The organism is Kaistella carnis, assembly GCF_003860585.1.
Lineage (GTDB): Bacteria > Bacteroidota > Bacteroidia > Flavobacteriales > Weeksellaceae > Kaistella > Kaistella carnis.
The window spans coordinates 955,278-975,481 of the sequence record NZ_CP034159.1 but is presented as its reverse complement, the minus strand read 5'-3'; the positions used below and the strand labels follow the sequence as shown (position 1 = coordinate 975,481).

At 35.6% G+C, this 20,204-nt stretch carries 19 protein-coding genes; 14 read left to right on the top strand and 5 right to left on the bottom strand.

Annotation, left to right across the window (positions count from 1 at the left end; all coding sequences use genetic code 11):
- Positions 1–79 precede the first annotated feature (79 nt).
- The 3 genes from amaB (at position 80) to EIB73_RS04345 (ending at position 3,393) form a co-directional block, all read left to right on the top strand.
- Positions 80–1,630, top strand: a complete 1,551-nt coding sequence (gene amaB, locus EIB73_RS04355) for an L-piperidine-6-carboxylate dehydrogenase (RefSeq protein WP_125022986.1) — start codon at positions 80–82, stop codon at positions 1,628–1,630.
- 66 nt (positions 1,631–1,696) lie between these two features.
- Positions 1,697–3,031, top strand: a complete 1,335-nt coding sequence (gene lat, locus EIB73_RS04350) for an L-lysine 6-transaminase (protein WP_125022984.1) — start codon at positions 1,697–1,699, stop codon at positions 3,029–3,031.
- 119 nt (positions 3,032–3,150) lie between these two features.
- Complete coding sequence (locus EIB73_RS04345; protein ID WP_125022982.1) at positions 3,151–3,393, top strand: putative signal transducing protein; 243 nt, start codon at positions 3,151–3,153, stop codon at positions 3,391–3,393.
- Positions 3,394–3,514: 121 nt separating this feature from the next.
- Here the strand turns inward: EIB73_RS04345 and EIB73_RS04340 are convergent, their stop codons facing one another.
- Positions 3,515–5,239 (bottom strand): helix-turn-helix domain-containing protein, encoded by a 1,725-nt coding sequence (locus tag EIB73_RS04340; protein WP_125022980.1) that lies wholly within the window; start codon positions 5,237–5,239, stop codon positions 3,515–3,517.
- Between the two features lie 186 nt (positions 5,240–5,425).
- Between EIB73_RS04340 and EIB73_RS04335 the strand changes: the two genes are divergently transcribed.
- Complete coding sequence (locus tag EIB73_RS04335) at positions 5,426–5,668, top strand: hypothetical protein (protein ID WP_125022978.1); 243 nt, start codon at positions 5,426–5,428, stop codon at positions 5,666–5,668.
- Positions 5,669–5,824: 156 nt separating this feature from the next.
- On the opposite strand, the gene EIB73_RS04330 is transcribed toward EIB73_RS04335, so the two are convergent.
- Positions 5,825–6,118, bottom strand: a complete 294-nt coding sequence (locus EIB73_RS04330) for a hypothetical protein (RefSeq protein ID WP_125022976.1) — start codon at positions 6,116–6,118, stop codon at positions 5,825–5,827.
- 141 nt (positions 6,119–6,259) lie between these two features.
- On the opposite strand from EIB73_RS04330, the gene EIB73_RS04325 reads away from it, so the two are divergent.
- From EIB73_RS04325 to EIB73_RS04285, 10 genes are all read left to right on the top strand, one after another.
- A complete protein-coding gene (locus EIB73_RS04325; protein WP_125022974.1) occupies positions 6,260–8,689 on the top strand; it encodes an alpha-ketoacid dehydrogenase subunit alpha/beta in 2,430 nt (809 codons plus the stop codon).
- Positions 8,690–8,838: 149 nt separating this feature from the next.
- Positions 8,839–10,230 (top strand): dihydrolipoyl dehydrogenase, encoded by a 1,392-nt coding sequence (gene lpdA, locus EIB73_RS04320; RefSeq protein WP_125022972.1) that lies wholly within the window; start codon positions 8,839–8,841, stop codon positions 10,228–10,230.
- 334 nt (positions 10,231–10,564) lie between these two features.
- Complete coding sequence (locus tag EIB73_RS04315; protein WP_125022970.1) at positions 10,565–11,698, top strand: ImmA/IrrE family metallo-endopeptidase; 1,134 nt, start codon at positions 10,565–10,567, stop codon at positions 11,696–11,698.
- Positions 11,698–12,195 (top strand): DUF4411 family protein, encoded by a 498-nt coding sequence (locus tag EIB73_RS04310; RefSeq protein ID WP_125022968.1) that lies wholly within the window; start codon positions 11,698–11,700, stop codon positions 12,193–12,195. The genes EIB73_RS04315 and EIB73_RS04310 overlap by 1 nt, the downstream gene beginning before the upstream one ends.
- A gap of 126 nt (positions 12,196–12,321) precedes the next feature.
- Positions 12,322–12,726, top strand: a complete 405-nt coding sequence (locus EIB73_RS04305; RefSeq protein WP_125022966.1) for a hypothetical protein — start codon at positions 12,322–12,324, stop codon at positions 12,724–12,726.
- A 278-nt stretch (positions 12,727–13,004) separates the two neighbouring features.
- The gene (locus tag EIB73_RS15010) at positions 13,005–13,142 is read left to right on the top strand and encodes a hypothetical protein (RefSeq protein WP_164467853.1); all 138 of its coding nucleotides are present in this window, start codon (positions 13,005–13,007) and stop codon (positions 13,140–13,142) included.
- 42 nt (positions 13,143–13,184) lie between these two features.
- Entirely contained in the window at positions 13,185–14,576 is a 1,392-nt protein-coding gene (locus EIB73_RS04300) for an amidohydrolase family protein (RefSeq protein ID WP_125022964.1), read from the top strand.
- A gap of 109 nt (positions 14,577–14,685) precedes the next feature.
- A complete protein-coding gene (locus EIB73_RS04295) occupies positions 14,686–16,629 on the top strand; it encodes a S9 family peptidase (RefSeq protein WP_125022962.1) in 1,944 nt (647 codons plus the stop codon).
- Between the two features lie 75 nt (positions 16,630–16,704).
- Positions 16,705–17,481 (top strand): patatin-like phospholipase family protein, encoded by a 777-nt coding sequence (locus EIB73_RS04290; protein ID WP_125022960.1) that lies wholly within the window; start codon positions 16,705–16,707, stop codon positions 17,479–17,481.
- 167 nt (positions 17,482–17,648) lie between these two features.
- Positions 17,649–18,434: a patatin-like phospholipase family protein gene (locus EIB73_RS04285; protein ID WP_125022958.1), complete on the top strand. Its 786-nt coding sequence runs from the start codon at positions 17,649–17,651 to the stop codon at positions 18,432–18,434.
- On the opposite strand, the gene EIB73_RS04280 is transcribed toward EIB73_RS04285, so the two are convergent.
- Genes EIB73_RS04280 through EIB73_RS04275 form a run of 3 tightly spaced genes read right to left on the bottom strand, consistent with a single transcriptional unit; the run spans position 18,418 to position 20,134 of the window.
- A complete protein-coding gene (locus EIB73_RS04280; protein ID WP_125022956.1) occupies positions 18,418–18,771 on the bottom strand; it encodes a diacylglycerol kinase family protein in 354 nt (117 codons plus the stop codon). The two genes, EIB73_RS04285 and EIB73_RS04280, sit on opposite strands and share 17 nt — an antisense overlap.
- Entirely contained in the window at positions 18,771–18,938 is a 168-nt protein-coding gene (locus EIB73_RS15310) for a hypothetical protein (protein ID WP_317132689.1), read from the bottom strand. Before EIB73_RS15310 ends, EIB73_RS04280 begins: the two co-directional genes overlap by 1 nt.
- Positions 18,914–20,134 carry a M20/M25/M40 family metallo-hydrolase gene (locus EIB73_RS04275; RefSeq protein WP_317132688.1) on the bottom strand — a complete coding sequence of 407 codons (1,221 nt, stop codon included), beginning with the start codon at positions 20,132–20,134 and terminating at the stop codon, positions 18,914–18,916. Before EIB73_RS04275 ends, EIB73_RS15310 begins: the two co-directional genes overlap by 25 nt.
- Positions 20,135–20,204: the final 70 nt, after the last annotated feature.

The following is a 20,204-nucleotide window of genomic DNA, read 5'->3' as shown; positions in this document are numbered from 1 at the left end:
AAATTTTAATTAAAAGGTAGCTTAAATTTTTCAGATTTCAGTAATTTTTCTATCTTTAAGGACAATTCAAATTAATATTATGTCCCAAACAATTCAGGATTTTGGAATCGAAAAATCCCTTTCTAATTTAGGTATTACAAAAGAAAATAAAGGAGTCTCTTCCGGCGGAAATTACTTTGCCAATGGAGATCTACTCGAAAGTTACTCGCCTACAGATGGCAAACTCATCGCAACTGTTAAAACCGCAAACGCGCAAGACTATGATCAGGTGGTGGAAACGGCCAAAAAAGCGTATTTAGAATTTCGTCAAATCCCAGCACCAAAAAGAGGAGAACTGGTTCGTCAGTTTGGTTTAAAACTCCGTGAATATAAAGACGATCTAGGTAAGTTAGTTTCTTATGAAATGGGAAAATCGCTTCAGGAAGGTCTGGGAGAAGTTCAGGAAATGATTGATATTTGTGATTTCGCGGTGGGATTATCCCGTCAACTTCACGGTTATACCATGCATTCAGAAAGACCAGGTCACCGTATGTACGAACAATATCACCCACTTGGAATTATTGGAATTATTTCTGCTTTTAACTTTCCGGTTGCGGTGTGGTCCTGGAACACTGCACTTGCCTGGATCTGTGGAAACGTTACCATCTGGAAACCTTCAGAAAAAACACCACTTTGTGGAATTGCATGTCAAAATATTATTACCGAAGTTTTAAAAGAAAACAACCTTCCGGAAGGAATTTCTACCATGATTGTGGGCGACCATGAAATCGGTGATAAAATGGTAAATGATAAAAATGTTGCTCTAATTTCCTTTACCGGTTCTACTAAAGTTGGAAGAATCGTAGGAACAAATGTGGCAAAAAGATTTGGAAAGTCGATTCTTGAGTTAGGTGGAAATAATGCCATCATTTTTACTGAAAATGCTGATTTAAATATGTCAATTATTGGCGCAGTTTTCGGCGCGGTCGGAACTGCGGGACAAAGATGTACTTCCACCAGAAGATTAATTATTCACGAATCTATTTTTGATGACGTTAAAAACCGTTTGGTAAAAGCGTACGGACAAATTAAAATCGGAAATCCTTTGGATGAAAATAATCACGTTGGACCATTGATCGATAAGCAAGCCGTTCAACAGTATCTAGATTCCATCGAAAAATGTAAGAAAGAAGGTGGGAAATTCATCGTTGAAGGTGGAGTTCTTGAAGGCGAAAATTTAGAATCTGGTTGTTATGTAAAACCATGTATCGCTGAAGTTGAAAATTCATACGAAATCGTTCAACACGAAACTTTTGCACCGATACTTTATGTGATGAAATATAAAACTTTGGAGGAAGCAATCGCAATGCAGAATGATGTTCCACAAGGCTTGAGTTCCGCAATTATGACGACAGATATGCGTCAGGCAGAATTATTCCTTTCGCAAAATGGTTCCGACTGTGGAATCGCGAATGTGAATATTGGAACTTCCGGCGCAGAAATCGGTGGTGCTTTTGGTGGTGAAAAAGAAACCGGTGGCGGTAGAGAATCCGGTTCCGATGTTTGGAAATACTATATGAGAAGACAAACCAATACTATTAATTATACAGATAGTTTACCTTTAGCACAGGGAATTAAATTCGATTTGTAAAAATAAAGAAACTAAATTTTAACCTTGGACTTCGGTTTTCCGACTTCCAAATTTTAATACAAAAATATGAACAACGCAATAGCCTCCCATCCACAACCAACAAACGAAGTCAAGCAAATTCTCTCCAGGCACATGCTTGCTGATGGTTTTGATTTTGTGATGGATTTTGATAAATCTCAAGGTTCCTGGATTCACGATCGAGTGACGGGTAAGAATTATCTTGATATGTTTTCCATGTTTGCCTCGGCATCTATTGGTTACAATCACCCTTATTTAGTGGAAAAATCTGCTTGGCTGGGAAAAATGGCCATCAACAAACCGACTTTAGCCGATGTTTACTCAGAAGAATTCGCAAACTTTATGAAAGTTTTCGAAAGAGTAGCCATTCCAAAAGAATTACAGTATTGTTTTTTCATCGAAGGCGGAACAATGGGTGTAGAAAACGCCATGAAAGCATGCTTCGACTGGAAAACACGTAAGAATTTCGAAAAAGGATTAGACCTTGAAGCTGGAATCTGTATTCATTTCAAACAGGCTTTCCACGGTAGAAGTGGTTATACATTGAGTTTAACAAACACTTCAGACCCAAGAAAATATCAGTATTTCCCGAAATTCGACTGGCCGAGAATTCTGAATCCTCATTTGACTTTCCCAATAACGGAAGAGAATTTAGAGGAAACCATTAAAAATGAAAACTTAGCGCTTTTAAATATTGAAGAAGCCATTCTTTCTAATCCAAATAAAGTTGCGTGTATCATCATCGAACCAATTCAGGCTGAAGGTGGCGACAATCATTTCCGGGATGAATTTTTTGTGGGTTTAAGAAAGCTTTGTGATCAAAATGAAGTTCTACTTATATTTGATGAAGTGCAAACCGGAATCGGCTTAACCGGAAAAATGTGGGCTTTCGAACATTTCAGTGTTGTTCCGGATATTATTTCTTTTGGTAAAAAAGCACAGGTTTGCGGCGTTTTGGCCAATAAAGACAAGTTCGATGAAATTCCAAATAATGTTTTCAGAGAAAGTTCCAGAATTAATTCTACTTTCGGTGGGAACTTTATCGATATTCTTCGTTTTCAGCTAATTTTAGAAGTGATTGAGAAAGAAAATCTGGTTGAAAATGCAAGACGTGCCGGTGAATATCTTTTATTAGGTTTAGAAGGTTTAGCGCAGAAATATCCTCATCAAATTTCAAACCCGAGAGGACGTGGTTTGATGGCGGCTTTTGATTTGCCAACAGGCGAAGACCGTGATCGTTTACGCGAATTGATCTATGATGAGAATATGATCATTCTTGCTTGTGGAGATCATTCGATACGTTTTCGACCGCACTTAAATGTATCCACTGAAGAAATTCAGATGGCACTTGATATTATAGAGCGCTGTTTGCCTAAATTGTAAGGAAATGCGCTATAAGAAGTGATTTCAAGATAGATTATGGTTTTTCTCTTATTTTTTAATTAAGATAATAGGGAAACCATAATTATTTTGTAACTTTATCATTCTAAAATGAAATGATTATGGAAAGAGAAACTAGAGTAGCAGTATTTGAAAGTGAAAAACCGTCAGACATTCAGTTGATAAAATCAAAACTTGATGCGGAAAAAATCCCCAATTTTTTAAATGATAATTACATGTCTTTTACGACCACACCAACAGCGCAAACTGTTCGTTTGATGGTCAATCTTCAGGATGAGCAAAGAGCATTTGAGATTATTGATGCCGTAGTAAAAGACACAGACCTAAATCCAACTCATAACTAAAACCAATTCATATTTTTAAATTTTACGTTTTACAGAAGTCGGAATCATTTTTTGAGGTTCCGATTTTTTTGCTCTCACGTTAAAAATTGGTGAAGAATTAAGTTTTGGTTTCTTAAAAAACTTACAATTTACTTTTCATCATTTTCATAAAAACCGATGGTTTTAAATCAAATTTTCTTCGGAAATGGTCAGAGAAATTCTCCGCACTTGAAAACCCTGCAATAGTGGCAAGTTCTTTTACATCCATATTAAGATATTTTACGTCATTTCTCAAATGGTCAATAATGTAATCTAAACGAAGATCGCTAATGTAGAGAGTGAAATTTTTTCCTTTATATGTATTGATAATTTTTGAAAAATAAGTGGAGTTGGTTCCTAAATCGTCACTCAATGATTTTTGTGAAATCTGAGAATCCAAGAATTTATTTTCCTTTTCGAAGACACCGAGCTGCTTCAAAATATTTTCTACAAAAAGTGGATTAAGACCCGGAATTTTATTATAAAAATCGTAATCAAATTTTTGGTCCTCTTCCTTTTCTGTTGAATCGACCATTATTTTTTCTTCTGTAGAATTTTCTTGATTTAACTGATCAATAATTTCTTCAAACCTCTTTTTATAATTTTGTTTTTCTTTATAAATCCTGAAACCGAAAAATACAGAAATGACCAGTAGAATGATAAATAATGTTATGAAAATTGTTCTTTGGTTTTTAAGTTTGCTTTCAATTCTGTTTTTTTCTGCAACCAGTTTTTTAGTGTCATATTCTTTAGCAATTCTTTGGTATAAAGATTTGTAATTTTTTTCATATGAGCGATCCAGCGTCATCAGTTTGTTGATGTATTCCAACTGTTTCTCCGTATTCCCTGTAGACTTATAGTATTTTATTAAAATCTCATAAGCAGATCTGAATTGTGGATCTAGTTTTTTTGTTTTATTGTAGTGTTTATCCAGTTCTTCCAGATATTTGACGGCTAATTTTTTCTTTCCGGTATGCCAGTAAGAGAGTCCGAGATAAAAAACTTCGGTGTTGTGTTGCCATTGATCATTATAAAGTCTTACTGCTTCTGAAAGTTTTTTTATAGCAGTTTCATAATCTTTGTTGTAATACGCATTGGTTCCTTCTGATGAAATAAAATACGGAAGGTATTGTTCAAGTTTATTTTTGTCGATATATTCGAAAGCTTCATTTAGCAATATTTTATTTTCTTTAAACCTTGAAAGTTTTGTGTTAGAATCAATGAGGCTCATTAAAGAATAAATGTAATACATCTCGTAATTCTTTCCTAAAGAAGATTTATTTTTCAGATTATCTTTAAAAAACTTTAAACAAGTTTCAAGCTCCCTATTTGCATCTTCATATTGACCCAGATAAATTTTATTTTGAGCGATGTAATAAATTGTTTTATTGAAAATGTAATCATTTCCGGATTCTTGGGAAAGTTTATTTGCGACCAAAATATCATCAAGTGCTTTTTGATAGAATTCTTCAGACATATTAATGTTGCCACGGTTCAAATAGGCATCCAATAATATTTTTTTAATTTCCGATTTTTGACCTGTGATTAATGCACTGTCTGCATACTTAATGTTTAAAGGATGTTTGCTTGTGTTGCTTGCGTATCGATATGCGTAAAACAGAGCCTCCTTATCATTATTCTTTTTTGACTTACTGATATAGAAATTAATAAGTTCCCACATTTTGGTAGGATTGCTACTGCTTTCGTCAATCTTTTTTTCAATTTCCTCATTGCTGAGATTTGAATTCAAGACGGTTTGAGCTCGAAAAGTATCAGTTGAAAGGAGTAAGAACAGTAAAAGAACAGAAAAAATATATTGAAGTTTCATAAAACCTTAACAAAATGATTATTAATGATATAACTTAATTTTCTTCATTTGTTTTACAATAATACTGCTATTTTTTTAAAAAAGCAGTACTCAATTTACAATATGCTTGTGATTTTTTATAAACTAACGGCTGTTTTTTTTGTTTAATATATGTTGGTAACGATACATTTGTAAAAAATAAAACGAATGAAAAAAATAGCATTTATCGCCGCCGTAGTTTTTACTACACTTAGTATTCAGTCTTGTAGAGAAGCAGATGATATACTTTCTCCAGAGGAAGTAGTTACCCTAAAAAGAGTACAGGATTTATCAGATGCAAATTCAATTAAGAAAGATGCTGATACGATAGATACGCAGCAGGCACCCGAAACCACTTCTAATCTTGACGTCGAAGTTGACGGAGAAATCGCAGCCCCACCAAAAAAATAACATTCATTTTACATTCATATTAACTAAAAAAATTTTTTTTTTCATCATTTGTGTTGGTTCTTCCGTGGATTTATTCGCGGAAGAATTGTTTTTATACGAATTTAACCAATACTTTTCTCTCAGTTTTAAAGACGATTTTAGTAGAAAAATAAATCTTTAAAACAGATTTAAGGTTACTAAAACCACGGATGCCGAAATACATAACAGCGCTGTAATGAATAAATAATCTGCAATTTTTTCGTATTTTTTTTCGTAATTCTCTTTAAAGCTTCTAATCGCCATAAAAGACAATAAACAACTTATAGATAGACAAAAACTCGCTATTCCCGCAATTTCATCAATGTAAGTTCGGTCACTTACTTTGGTTATTTCTAAGGAAGTTAGGATGACCAGGCAAAAGCCCAATAATCCGGAAGAGGCATTTAAAATGTGTGGAGATTTCTTTTCCATGGTAATTAAAAGTTTTTTTTATGATATTAGTTTTATCAAATTTATAAAAAAGGATTCGAAAAAATAAAAAATTTGTAAAAAATTAAATTTCAAATTTTATAGATTCAATTCTATTATTTATCTTTGTGAAAATTCACGTTTATGGAAACTACCTATATAGAAACGCAGCAAATTTCTTTTCAAGACTTTAAAAACCAGATCCTGGAAGATTATAAACTGGGCAGAATTTCCCGGGAGATGTCTTACCTCGGAAGAAGGGAAGTTTTGACCGGAAAAGCGAAATTTGGAATCTTTGGCGATGGTAAAGAATTGCCGCAATTGGCGATGGCCAAGGTTTTTAAAGATGGTGATTTCCGATCTGGATACTACCGTGATCAAACTTTTGCATTAGCAATTAATGCTGTAACGGTAGAAAGTTTTTTTGCGCAATTGTATGCTGATACCAGTATTGAGCGCGAACCCGCTTCTGCAGGACGTCAAATGAACGGGCATTACGCGACCAGAAGTTTGAATGAAGACGGAAGTTGGAAAAACTTAATGAAGCAAAAAAATATTTCTTCTGATATTTCCCCAACCGCTGGCCAAATGCCTAGATTATTAGGATTGGCCTTGGCTTCGAAAGTATATAAATCTGTAAAATTTGAAGGTTCAGAAAAGTTTTCAGATAACGGAAATGAGGTTGCTTTTGGAACCATCGGAGATGCCTCAACGGCAGAAGGACATTTCTGGGAAACTTTAAATGCGGCTTGTGCCTTACAAGTTCCGATGATCACCTCAATTTGGGATGATGGTTACGGGATTTCTGTTCCTACCCATAATCAAAGAGCAAAAGCAGATATCGCAGAAATGCTTTCAGGCTTCCAAAGAAAAGAAGGAGAGAATCAAGGTTGTGAAATTATTCAGGTAAAAGCTTGGGATTATCCATCGCTCTTAGATGCTTATGCAAGAGCGGAACATTTTGCGAGAACAGAAAGTGTTCCTGTTGTAGTTCATGTTATTGAAGTTACGCAGCCGCAAGGTCACTCAACATCTGGATCTCACGAAAGATATAAAGATGAAGACCGATTGAAATGGGAAGGAGAATTTGACGGATTACTAAAATTCAAAGAATGGATTTTAGATTACTCCATCGAAATTGAAGGCGAAGAACAACAGTTGGCCACTGCAGAAGAATTAGAAAAAATTGAATCTGAAGCAAAATCTTTTGTAAAGGCGGGACAGAAAAAAGCCTGGGAGAATTATCAGAAAACGATTCAGGATTTGAAAGAATCGGTACTTCCTTTGGTTGAAAATTTAAAATCACAGAATGCTGAAGTTGCTGCAGAATTAGAAAAATTCAAGGCGGTGATTTCTGTAGCGAAGAAAGATATTTTCCATTTGGTAAGAAAATCTTTATTGCTAACAAGAGCAAATCAATCGGCAGAAAGACAAAATCTTCAAACGAAATTCGAAGAAATTTACGCTGTTGAAAAAGAAAATTATTCTTCTCATTTATATTCTCAGTCCGAATGGAAAGCAACGAATGTGAAAGAAGTTGCACCAGTATTTTCTGAGGCTTCAGAAACCGTTGATGGTAGAGTGGTGGTTCGAAATAACTTTGATAAAATTTTTGAAAAATATCCTGAAACTTTAGTCTTTGGTGAAGATGCTGGAAATATCGGTGATGTAAATCAAGGTTTAGAAGGACTTCAGGAAAAATATGGCGAAGTAAGAATTGCTGATACCGGAATTCGTGAAGCCACAATTCTTGGACAGGGAATCGGAATGGCAATGCGTGGTTTAAGACCAATTGCAGAAATCCAATATTTGGATTATATTCTTTACTGTTTGCAAGGAATGAGCGACGATTTAGCAACCGTTCAGTACCGAACAAGAGGCGGCCAAAAAGCACCATTAATCATCAGAACCCGTGGACACCGATTAGAAGGTGTTTGGCATTCAGGTTCACCGATGGCCGGAATTCTTAATCTTTCTAAAGGAATTTTAGTTTTGGTGCCGCGTAACTTAACGATTGCTGCAGGGTTTTATAACACGATGCTTCAGGCTGATGAACCTGCTTTAATTATAGAATGTTTAAATGGTTACCGTTTGAAAGAAAAGCAACCGGATAACTTAGGCGAATTCACTATTCCTGTTGGGAAAATTGAAGTAACAAAAGAAGGGTCAGATGTTACTTTGGTAACGTACGGTTCAACCTGGAGATTAGTTATGGAAGCAGCAGCAGAATTAGAAAAAATCGGAATCTCGGCGGAAGTGATTGATATTCAATCCTTAATTCCATTTGACTTAAGTCACGAGATTTCTGAAAGTGTAAAGAAAACCAATAGATTAGTAATCATCGATGAAGATGTTGAAGGTGGAGCGTCTGCATTTATTCTTCAGCAGATTTTAGAAAAACAAAAAGCCTTTAGATATTTAGATTCTGATCCATTAACAATCAGTGCAGAAAATCACCGTCCACCGTATGCGAGCGATGGCGACTATTTCAGCAAACCAAGTGTTGATGATATGGTGGAGAAAGTTTACGCATTGTTTACGGAAACTAATCCAACGAAATTTCCGAAAATCTAATAAATACAATTTACTTTGTCAAAGTTTAAAATCTTTGACAAAGTTTTTTTACACTCAACCCTTTCAGCCTTTCAAAAGCTGAAAGGGTTTTTAATTAAGGCTATTAAACCTCAAAAAAATTCCGTAAATTCGCATTAAATTTTTAAATAATGAACTACGATATTATTGTCATTGGGAGTGGACCTGGTGGATACGTTACGGCAATCAGAGCCGCACAATTAGGTTTTAAAACTGCCATTATTGAAAAAGAAAGCTTAGGCGGAATTTGCTTGAACTGGGGCTGTATTCCAACCAAAGCATTATTAAAATCTGCACATGTTTTTAAATATTTAAAACAAGCCGAACAATACGGTTTAAATAAAGTAGAAAATCCAGGTTTTGATTTTTCAAAAGTCATCCAGAGGAGTAGAGGAGTTGCTCAGAAAATGAGTGGTGGAATCGCTTTCCTGATGAAGAAAAATAAAATTGATGTTATTATGGGAACAGCAACCTTACAAAAAGGTAAGAAAGTTTCTGTAACCGATGAAGATGGTAAATCAACTGAATATTCAGGTGAACATATTATTATCGCAACCGGAGCACGTTCCAGAGAATTGCCAAATATTCCACAGGATGGAAAAAAAATAATCGGATACCGTCAGGCAATGACGCTTCCTGAGCAACCAAAATCTATGATTGTTGTAGGTTCAGGTGCGATCGGAATTGAGTTCGCAGATTTCTACAACACCATGGGAACCAAAGTGACGGTGGTAGAATTCATGCCGGTTATTTTGCCGGTTGAAGATGAAGATACTTCAAAACACGTTGAGAAATCTCTAAAAAAATCAGGGATTGAAATTATGACCAACGCTTCCGTAGAATCTGTTGATACTTCCGGAAACGGCGTAAAAGCAACCGTAAAAACAGCAACCGGAAATATTACTTTAGAAGCAGATATTTTACTTTCAGCCGTTGGAATCTCTTCCAATATTGAAGGTCAAGGTTTCGAAGAAGTAGGAATCCAGACTGATAAAGGAAAAGTTTTGGTGAACGAATGGTACGAAACTTCTGTTCCGGGCTATTATGCGATTGGTGATCTATTGCCAACCCAGGCTTTAGCGCACGTTGCGTCTGCAGAAGGAATTACGTGTGTTGAAAAAATCAAAGGTCTTCACGTAGAAAAAATCGATTATGGCAATATTCCGGGATGTACGTATGCTCATCCGGAAGTTGCGTCTGTTGGTTTAACCGAAAAGCAAGCAAGAGAAAAAGGTTACGAACTGAAAGTAGGAAAGTTCCCGTTCTCAGCTTCCGGAAAAGCCACTGCAAACGGTGATACCGATGGTTTCATCAAAGTGATTTTCGATGCCAAATACGGCGAATGGCTCGGTTGTCACATGGTCGGCGACGGCGTTACCGATATGATTGCAGAAGCAGTTGTAGCGCGTAAATTAGAAACAACTGGTCACGAAGTGTTGAAGTCAATTCACCCGCATCCAACCATTTCAGAAGCCGTGATGGAAGCAGTTGCTGCCGCTTATGGCGAAGTGATTCACATCTAAAATATTCGAAATATTGATATAGAAAACTCCAGTAATTTGCTGGAGTTTTTTTATTTGGGCAACTGTTTTAATTCTTTTTATTTGGGCAGCTATCTGACTTCGTCGAATGTCTATTAATTGTTTTTTTATGGCAGACATTTCCGTCTTCCACTCCCGCTTTTTTGTTCCACTTCGTTACACAAAAAGAGCTCCGTTCAAGCCGGGCTGCAGAGTGGGTGTTTTTAAAATTTTTTTTCTATTGTTTTAAGAACTTACGTATATTTGAGAGTTAGCGGTAATGTTAAATTGAGTATATAAAATTAGACTAGGTTCATAAAATGTTTAAATTTGTACTGTGAGTACTAGAATAGAAAATATAAATAAAGAATTAATTGAATGGGCTATTATTAGAAATGGTAATAGTGTAGAAGAATTTTATTCTCAAAATGCAAATGTTGAAAGTTGGATTAATGGAGAAAAATTTCCTACCGTAAAACAACTAGAAACCTTCACCCACAAAGTCCATGTTCCTTTTGGGTATATGTTTTTGCCAAAACCGCCAAATGAAACTATTCCATTACCCTTTTTCAGAACTGGAAAAAATAGCACTAATAAGGTTAGTCTTAATGTATTTCATACAGTTCAAATAATACAAGATAGACAAAATTGGCTTACTGAATATTTGGAAGATTTACACTTTCCACAATTAGATTTTGTGGGGAAATTCAGCATTAACGATGATTATATAGATATAGTTAATCACATTAGAAATGTCCTTAAACTTGAACTTGATTGGGCAAGTAAACATAATAAATGGGAAGAAGCTCTTGATTATCTAACTATTAAGATTGAAGAAGCGGGTATTATTGTAACTTATAATGGTATTGTGGGAAATAATACCCATCGAGTTATCGATGTAAATGAATGTAGAGGATTTGTATTAGTTAACAAAAAAGCTCCATTTTTATTTATAAATTCTGCAGATGCTAAAGCAGCCCAAATGTTTACAATAATGCATGAATTGGCTCATGTATGGCTTGGTGAGAGCGCAGGTTTTAATAATGCTAATTTAATACCTGCAGATGATCCATTAGAAATACTTTGTGATAAAGTTGCTGCAGAACTTTTAGTTCCTGAAATATATTTTTTAAAGAAATGGAAAACTAGTCAGAATTTTAAATATTTGAGTAAGATTTTTAAAGTAAGTCCAATAGTAATTGGTCGTCGAGCTTTAGATTTAAAATTAATTACTTTCCAACAGTTTATTCGATTCTACAATGAATATATGAATGAAATCAAAGAAAGAAAAGACCGACAAAGTTCCGGAGGTGACTTTTACGCAACTACAAAAAAAAGAATTAGTTTGCGTTTTGCAGCGTTTGTTAACAATGCAGTGAAAGAAAACAAACTTTTATATCGTGACGCTTATAAACTCACAAATATGAAAGGCGAAACGTATAATAAATTTATTAACGAATATCTTTATTAGTGGCAAAATACTTATTAGATAGTAATGTTTTTATTCAAGCACATCGAATGTATTATCCATTTGATGTAGTTCCTAGTTTTTGGAATAAAATATTAGAATTATCTAATGATGGAATAATTATAAGCATTGATAAGGTAAAAAAAGAACTTTGTGAAACAAGCAACCCTGACCAACTATCGGTTTGGTGTGAAAATGAATTGGTTAGCAGTTTCTTCGTAGATTCGACCTCTTGTGTAGATATTTATGCACAGTTAGCAAATTGGGCACATTCAAGTACCCACTTTTTACAATCTGCAAAAGATGAATTTTTAGCAACCGATCTAGCCGACCCTTGGTTAATTTCTTATGCTAAAAAGCATGACTTAACAATAGTTACGCATGAAATTAGTCAACCACAAAGGAGGAATCGAATAAAAATTCCTGAACCATGTATTCATTTTGGAGTAAAATATCTATCTCCTATTGAAATGTTTAGAGAAATAGGCGAAAACTTCTGAAATAACACCCGATGACGCGGATTTATAATCCGTGTCTCTTCACCAAAACTTTCCCATCTAGTAATTTAATTTCAAAAACAAAATTATAAAACCATTATTCGAAACCTGTTAATAAATCGATTACAAATGAAAATAAATAACGAACTCCTCACAAAAGGATTTATTGCAGCAGGATTGATGAATGTCTTTGGCGTTATAACTTTTTCCAGAATTTTCACCAATACCGTCATTCCGGAGTTTGACTCTCAGGCGATGTCCAATTTTGGGTTGTTAATGATCGTAATTTGGGGCTTGGTATTTATCGCGGTTTCTAAAAATTTTCAACATTTAAAATGGCTCATCGCCGTATTTACCCTTGAAAAATTGATTTATGCAACACATTGGACAAAATGGATGACAACAAATAATCTTAGAGACGTATTTGAAAAAGATAAAATGGCTGGAATATTTTATACAATTTACGGCATCAATGATTGGATCTTTTTCACATTCTTTTTATTTGTTTTTATCCGTTTAACACCTGAAAGATAAGCCCACGTTACTGCACGAATCCTTTCGTCTGGTGTAGCCAATATAAATAAAATTAAACTGTGGAAACTTTATGAAGTGGGTAAAAAAAATGTAATCCTTTAAGTTTCAAAATCGCTTCCTCAAAACCATCTTTTATAACTTCTCAATATTTACCCGATGTCGCGGATTTGTAATCCGTGATTTTATCTTCAACACTTTGTCTTCCAATAATTTAACTTCAAAAATAAATTTTTGAAATCAACATTCGGTACATTTGTGTAAACTAAAAACACAATACCATGAGATTCTTCGATTTTCATTGCCATCCGATTCTGAAACAACTATTTAGCGATTCGCCCAATATTGATTCCCTGATTTATAAAAACGATGTTGCTTTTCTACCCCGATTTATGTCGGATCTTCCAAATATTATTTAATCGCAAATCCATCAGTCCCAACTCGCGCAGTTTAATGAAGAAGTGGTTGTTGGTGCTGTACTTTACAGTCCGGAACGGTATGTTGCAAAAGCCGTAATTCCTTTAATTCCATATTTAAAGGCAAGTTCTCGTTATAAACTTTCGACAGCGCTTTTAGAAAAAATTGAGAATAATCAATACAAAGCCTTCAGCGATTTCTTGATGAACAGAACGCTGCAACCTTATCTCGATGCGAAAACCTCGTTCAATATTCTGACAAAAGATAGTTTCAAGACCGGACTTCCAAAAAATAAAGTCAATGTTTTCTTTATTATTGAAGGTTGCCATTCTTTGGTGGACGAAAATAATTTCTGCGATGCGACTCATCATTATAATCCGGATACGATTTTAAAAAACCTGGATAAAGTTTTGGCAAAAGTCAATGTGCTTGCGGTCAACATTACACATTTACAACAATCCAATCTTTGCAACCACGCTTTTGGAATGCAGATTTCTGATACTATTGATTTTCTTCCGGCGGGAAATGGTTTTGAAAACGATGGACGAAAAGTCGTTCAAGGCTTATTTGACCGAAAAATTTGTGTGGATGTAAAACACATGAGTTACCAATCCAGAAAAGATCTCATCACCGAAATCGAAGCGGGGAAATTCAAGAATAAACAACCTTTAGTTTGTACGCATGCTGGATTTACTGGGACTTCATTTAAAAACTGGCCGGGTTTTATTCAAATGAAAAAACCACTTTCAGGTGCGATTTATGTGGAACATACCAAACCATTTGACGCTAAAAAAATGCTGACCAGACCTGGATTTCCTACCTTTAATTCATCAACCATTAATTTATTTGATGAAGAAATTGCCTGGATTGTAAAAAATCGGGGAGTCATCGGAGTTTCTTTAGACCGAAGAATTTTAGGATATGTCGATCGAAATGATGAAAAACCTACGGGTCAGGATTCTACCGGCGAAAGAATTGTGGATAAAGAATATTTCAGCAAAACAGAATGGGCGGCTTTAGGAATTAAGAATCAGGATATCGGCAAAAACATTGATGATGATTTTACTTTAAAAATGAGCGAATTAGAGGAATGTACTGAACAATCAATTCCGCAGCGTGATGAATATTTTTACGATCACTTTTTGAATCACCTCTATCATTATTTTAAAGTCTGCAAAGCAAACGGAATCGATCTTAAAAAAGCCCAGAAACAAATTACGGTCGGTAGCGATTATGACGGATTGATCAATCCTTTCCTGAATATTTCAACTGTTGATAAAATGTCGAATCTGAAAAGTTATGTACGCATTAATTTCGGATATTTTCTAAACTCTATGGAGGATTCTAAAAAATGGTCCGGCGAATTAAACCTTGATGCTTTTGTTGAAGATCTTTTTTACAACAATGGAATTGCGTTTGTGAAATCAAGATTTTAGAAAACGGAAAAAACTGATCGTGCGTTCAACCAATTGCACAGATTTGTATTTTGAAGCGGTGTATTTTTTATTTCCTAAATAGTCTTATCTTAACATCAAACTATTATTAATGAAAATCAAATATCTATTACCGATTTGTCTGTTTTCCGGTGCGGCATTGTTTGCTCAAACTAAAAACGATATTGTCGTTCCGAATGAAAATTTAATTACGGAAAATATTCCGGCGATCCCGAAAAGTTTAAACGAGAAAATCAAGAAATATTCTGAAAGCAGAGGGGCGAACTTTACCGCAATTCATCCGAATGGAAAGGAGTTGATTATGGTCACACGATTTGCTTCTACCAATCAACTGCATCAATTATCAAAACCTTTAGGAAACAGAAAACAAATTACCTTTTTTGATGAACCTGTGAATTCTGCAGATTTCGAACCCACAAAAGGAGAATATTTAGTGTATTCAAAAGATATTGGCGGAAATGAATTTGGTCAGCTTTTCACATTAGATTTAAAAACCATGGAATCCACCTTGCTGACTGATGGAGGAAGATCCCAGAATGGTGGAATGAAATGGAAAAAAGATGGTTCAGGATTTTACTTTTCCTCCACCAAAAGAAATGGTGGTGACCGCGATATTTATTACATGAATCCTTTGAGCCCTACAGAAACCAAATTAATTTTGGAACTGAAAGGCGGTGGTTGGGGAATTTCTGATATTTCAGACGATGATAAAAAGTTGATTATCGGAGAATATGTATCAGCAAATGAATCTTACCTTTATTTATTCGATACCGAAACAAAAAAGCTGGAGCCAATAACGGATCGTAATGAAAAGCAAATCGTTCAAAGCAGTGCAAAATTTGCGAAGAATTCAGACGAGATTTATTATGTAACCGATCGTGACAATGAGTTTAAAAGATTGGCTTTGATAAATTTAAAATCCAAAAAAATCACTTATTTCACTAGCAATATTCCTTGGGAAGTTTCCGATTATACTTTATGTAAAGACAAATCTAAAATTGTTTTTGAAACCAATGAAAGCGGTTTGAACAAGTTGTATTTAATGGATACTGGAACTAAAAAGTATGCACCAATAAAAGGTTTACCGATTGGTTTAATCAATAATATTGAGTTTACAGATGATGGGAAATCACTCTTTTTCTCCCAATCCACTTACGATTCTTCATCTGATATTTATCGTTTAGATATGGCTTCTAAAAACATTGAAAGATGGACGGACAGCGAACAGGGAGAAATGCAGAAAAGCGATATGGCACAACCGAAACTTATCGAATGGACAAGTTTTGACAAGATGAAGATCTCGGGATTTTATTATCCGGCCTCTAAAAAATTCACCGGGAAAAGACCGGTGATGATCAATATTCATGGCGGTCCGGAAGGGCAGTCGATGGCTTCATCTTTAGGAGCGAATAATTATTACCCTAATGAAATGGGCGTTGCGATTATTTACCCGAATGTTCGTGGTTCTTCCGGTTTCGGTAAAACATATATCGCAAGTGACAATGGTTTTAACCGAATGAACTCTGTGAAAGATATCGGAGCATTATTAGACTGGATTGCCAAGCAGCCGGAATTGGATAAAGACCGAATTATGATTATGGGCGGTAGTTACGGCGGTTTCATGACTTTGGCCACGGCGTACGAATACGCAGATAAAATCAGATGTTCGGTTGACGTAGTAGGAATTTCGGACTTCAATACTTTCCTGAAAAATACGGAAGAATACCGACGTGATTTAAGAAGAGCAGAATATGGCGACGAACGCGATCCGAAAATGAGCGCATTTTTCACCAAGATTGCTCCTTTAAACAATACAGACAAAATCAAAAAGCCAATGTTCATCATCCAGGGAACCAACGATCCCAGAGTTCCTGTTACCGAGGCGATGCAAATGCGCGATAAGTTAAAGGCGCAGGGAAATACGGTTTGGTATTTGGAAGCAAAAAATGAAGGACACGGATTCCGAAAGAAGGAGAATGTAGATTTTCAAAGGTTAGCGGTAATTAAATTTATGCAGGAATATCTTTTAAAATAAAAGAGATCTTACCATTCATACACACAAAACCGCAGATTTAGTTTGCGGTTTTGTGCTTTTAAATAATATTTAATTATGAAAAATTATAAACTCGGACTGGTGCTTTCGGGCGGAGGAACAAAAGGGATAGCACATGCCGGCGTATTGAAGTTTCTGGGGGAACAGAATATACGGCCTGATGTTTTGGCTTGTTGCAGCGCGGGTTCAATTGTTGGATCATTATATGCAATTGGTAAAACTCCCGAAGAAATGCTCGATTTCTTCAAGTTAGTCTACCTATTTAACTGGTGGCATTTTGCTTTTAACAAACCAGGTTTGATTTCATCAGAGATTATTGCGACTTATCTGAATCCTATTTTTGGTGACATGCGAGTAGGTGATTTAAAGATTGATCTTAAAATTGTTGCAACAGAACTGGTTACAGGAAAGCAGAAAGTTTTCGGAAAAAAAGATAAGGTCGTAGATGCGATAATCTCTTCCTGTTCGATTCGCGGAATTTTTACGCCTCATGTCATCGGTGAAGAAATGTTTAGCGATGGGGGAGTTTTAGATAATTTTCCGGCAGATATTATTTGTCATGACTGCGATAAATTAATCGGGGTGTATGTCTCGCCGTCTCATAAGGTAGAAGTTTCAGAATTAAATTCCATCAAAGCAATTACCACACGCGCTTACGAGTTGCTTTCTCACCGTACAGAAATGTATAAGTTCTCTTATTGCGATTGGTTCATCAGTCCACAAAAATTATCGAAATACGGCATTTTTGAAAAGAATGCCAGCCGGCTGGAAGAAATTTTTAATATTGGCTATGAGGCAGCAAAAAGTTCCTATGAAGAATGTGTTTTAAATTAGAAAAGTAAAATGCTCGATCAATATTAAAGTAATTTCCATTAAAAATAATTAATGGAAATTGAAAGTCCATCAATTTTAATAAAAGTAATAAGCATCGCATTCAAAAATAAAAAAATGAAATCACCGAATTGTGTTGCTGGTTTCTTAATTTTGACCAACTTTTTATTATGGAAAAATTTAATCTCGGTTTGGTCCTTTCGGGCGGTGGAACAAAAGGCGTTGCACATGCAGGTGTTTTAAAATTTTTGGTAGAGAAAAATCTTGAAGCAGATGTTTTAGCTTGTTGTAGTGCGGGATCTATTGTTGGTGCACTCCATGCATACGGAAAGAGTTCAGATGAAATTCTGAGTTTTTTTAAATCGGTCTATTTTTTCAACTGGCGACATTTTACTTTTAATAAACCCGGTTTGGTTTCATCTGTGATTTTTTCTTCTTATTTAAATCCGATTTTTGAAGATATGTTAATTGGCGATTTAAAGAAGGAAGTCAAGATTGTGGCCACAGAACTGGTCTCGGGTAAACAAAGGGTTTTCGATAAATACACGAAAGTGGTTGATGCGATTATTGCCTCGTGCTCCATTCCCGGCATTACCACGCCTTATGTGGTGGGTAATGAAATGTTTAGTGATGGCGGTGTTCTTAACAATTTCCCGGCTGATATCATTAACAATGATTGTGAGCACTTGATTGGAAGTTACGTGTCTCCGCCGCAAAATGTAGAATTAGGAGATTTAAAGACGATTAAATCTATTACTTCGCGCGCCTACGACCTCATGTCGCACCGTACAGAAATCTATAAATTTTCCTATTGTGACTGGTTCATTACTTCTCAGAAATTGGCAGACTACGGAACATTTGAAAGAAAAGCCCACCGTTTGGAGGAAATTTTTGAGATCGGATATCAGGCTGCAAAAACTTCTTACGAAGAAAGCGCATTTAAAACAGATATTTAGAATACACCAGTAAACCGACGATTACAGCGCCAATTGACATTAGAAATACTGCACTTGCCGCAATATCTTTAATGATTTTTATGCGTTCATCAAATTCGGGTTGAATGAGATCGCAGATTTTTTCAACGCAGGTATTTAGAATTTCTAATCCCAAGACAGCAAATGAGACCGCAAAAATTAGAGCGGCATCATTTACGGTTAACTTTAAATAGAGTATCAAAAAGACATTAATTAGAAGAGCAGAAACTTCAATCTGAAAATTACGTTCAGATTTGATCAGCCACATCACGCCTTTAATGGCATTCCAAAAACTACGGTGAATTGGGGGTTTTCTCATTACCAGTTTTTATCGACCATGTAAATTAACTGTGCCATTGCTGAAGCTCCTAAAAGCAATTCTCTGCGGTTCACTTTATCGAAAGTATCTTCTTCGGAATGATGAATGTCGAAATATCTTTGTGAATCCGGACTTAATTCGGCTAAGGGAACTCCGAAAGGTTCCATCGGTTCAATGTCGGTTCCGGCATATTCCAATTCGAAATATGAACGCCGTACGGTAAGAAAAGATTTCTCCAAGACTGAACTTGCTGGCGTTTTTCAGGACTCATAACCAAGCCAAATCCGCGTGGGGTAAAACCGCCACCATCACTTTCTATGGCGAAGATATGTTTTTCATTATTTTTCTTAACGTTCTCTGCATATTGATTTCCACCGCGAACGCCGTTTTCTTCATTGGCAAAACAAACGACGCGGATCGTATGGTTATTTTTAATGCCCAGTTTTTTTAAAGTTCTTAAAACTTCGATACTCTGAACAATTCCGGCGCCGTCGTCCTGTGCTCCTTCGCCCACATCCCACGAATCTAAATGTCCGCCAATTACGATTACACTTTGGTCCTTATTTCCTGTAATCTCTCCAATCACCGAATGCGAAAGTTTCTCCCCTTTCATGGTTGCATTGGAATTTAATCTGGCGAATACCTTTTTGTTTTTCAAAGTTTTCTCCAGTTCATCGGCACTTTTCGGACCGATGGCAACGGCTGCTATTTTTGCGGTGTCATCTTCATCATAGCGCATCATTCCCGTATGCGGAACATCATCAAAAGCAGAAGACAGCGAACGGATGATAACGGCCTTTGCACCTCTTTTTCCAGCCCAGGAAGCAGCACTTCTTCTATATTTCCCGGCATCACCATAAGCTTGCCCGGTCGAAATAAATTTTTGGTTAAAGGCGTAATTAAAGAATATAATTTTTCCTTTTATCGCAGCATCAGGAAGTTTGTCAAAGTCTTCTTTGTTTTTTACAAAGACAATTTCGGCTTCTACATCTTTACCTTTTGTTCCTTCAGAATTCCCCAATGAAAGCATTTTTAAAGATCGCCACTTTCCGTTTCCTTCTTTTATCTGAAGCGATTCTTTGCCACGTTCCCAAACCGGAACCATCACTTCTTCTTTCCAGATCTTATCTGCGCCGGCTTCTTTCAATTTTTGAACAGCCCAGTCAGTGGATTTTTCATAAGCTGCAGATCCGCTTAAACGGTGTCCAATGTTTTGTGTTAGATCGCGTAAATTTTCATACGCAGTTCCATTAACCAAAATTTCATCAGAAATATTTTTAAATTGAATGGAATCAACGGCATTTTGGGAAAACAAAATTCCGCCCAGAAAGAGCGGAAGTATTTTTATAATAGAATATTTCATAATTTTTAAAATTGAAGTACCCAAATTTAAATAAAATTAATAACAATCTGGATTTGCAATTTCAAAACTT

Bases quoted from the DNA above. Each gene is read 5' to 3' on its own strand.
- amaB (WP_125022986.1), top strand. From the start codon at position 80: ATGTCCCAAACAATTCAGGATTTTGGAATCGAAAAATCCCTTTCTAAT.
- lat (WP_125022984.1), top strand. From the start codon at position 1,697: ATGAACAACGCAATAGCCTCCCATCCACAACCAACAAACGAAGTCAAG.
- EIB73_RS04345 (WP_125022982.1), top strand. From the start codon at position 3,151: ATGGAAAGAGAAACTAGAGTAGCAGTATTTGAAAGTGAAAAACCGTCA.
- EIB73_RS04340 (WP_125022980.1), bottom strand. From the start codon at position 5,239: ATGAAACTTCAATATATTTTTTCTGTTCTTTTACTGTTCTTACTCCTT.
- EIB73_RS04335 (WP_125022978.1), top strand. From the start codon at position 5,426: ATGAAAAAAATAGCATTTATCGCCGCCGTAGTTTTTACTACACTTAGT.
- EIB73_RS04330 (WP_125022976.1), bottom strand. From the start codon at position 6,118: ATGGAAAAGAAATCTCCACACATTTTAAATGCCTCTTCCGGATTATTG.
- EIB73_RS04325 (WP_125022974.1), top strand. From the start codon at position 6,260: ATGGAAACTACCTATATAGAAACGCAGCAAATTTCTTTTCAAGACTTT.
- lpdA (WP_125022972.1), top strand. From the start codon at position 8,839: ATGAACTACGATATTATTGTCATTGGGAGTGGACCTGGTGGATACGTT.
- EIB73_RS04305 (WP_125022966.1), top strand. From the start codon at position 12,322: ATGAAAATAAATAACGAACTCCTCACAAAAGGATTTATTGCAGCAGGA.
- EIB73_RS15010 (WP_164467853.1), top strand. From the start codon at position 13,005: ATGAGATTCTTCGATTTTCATTGCCATCCGATTCTGAAACAACTATTT.
- EIB73_RS04295 (WP_125022962.1), top strand. From the start codon at position 14,686: ATGAAAATCAAATATCTATTACCGATTTGTCTGTTTTCCGGTGCGGCA.
- EIB73_RS04290 (WP_125022960.1), top strand. From the start codon at position 16,705: ATGAAAAATTATAAACTCGGACTGGTGCTTTCGGGCGGAGGAACAAAA.
- EIB73_RS04285 (WP_125022958.1), top strand. From the start codon at position 17,649: ATGGAAAAATTTAATCTCGGTTTGGTCCTTTCGGGCGGTGGAACAAAA.
- EIB73_RS04280 (WP_125022956.1), bottom strand. From the start codon at position 18,771: ATGAGAAAACCCCCAATTCACCGTAGTTTTTGGAATGCCATTAAAGGC.
- EIB73_RS15310 (WP_317132689.1), bottom strand. From the start codon at position 18,938: ATGGAACCTTTCGGAGTTCCCTTAGCCGAATTAAGTCCGGATTCACAA.
- EIB73_RS04275 (WP_317132688.1), bottom strand. From the start codon at position 20,134: ATGAAATATTCTATTATAAAAATACTTCCGCTCTTTCTGGGCGGAATT.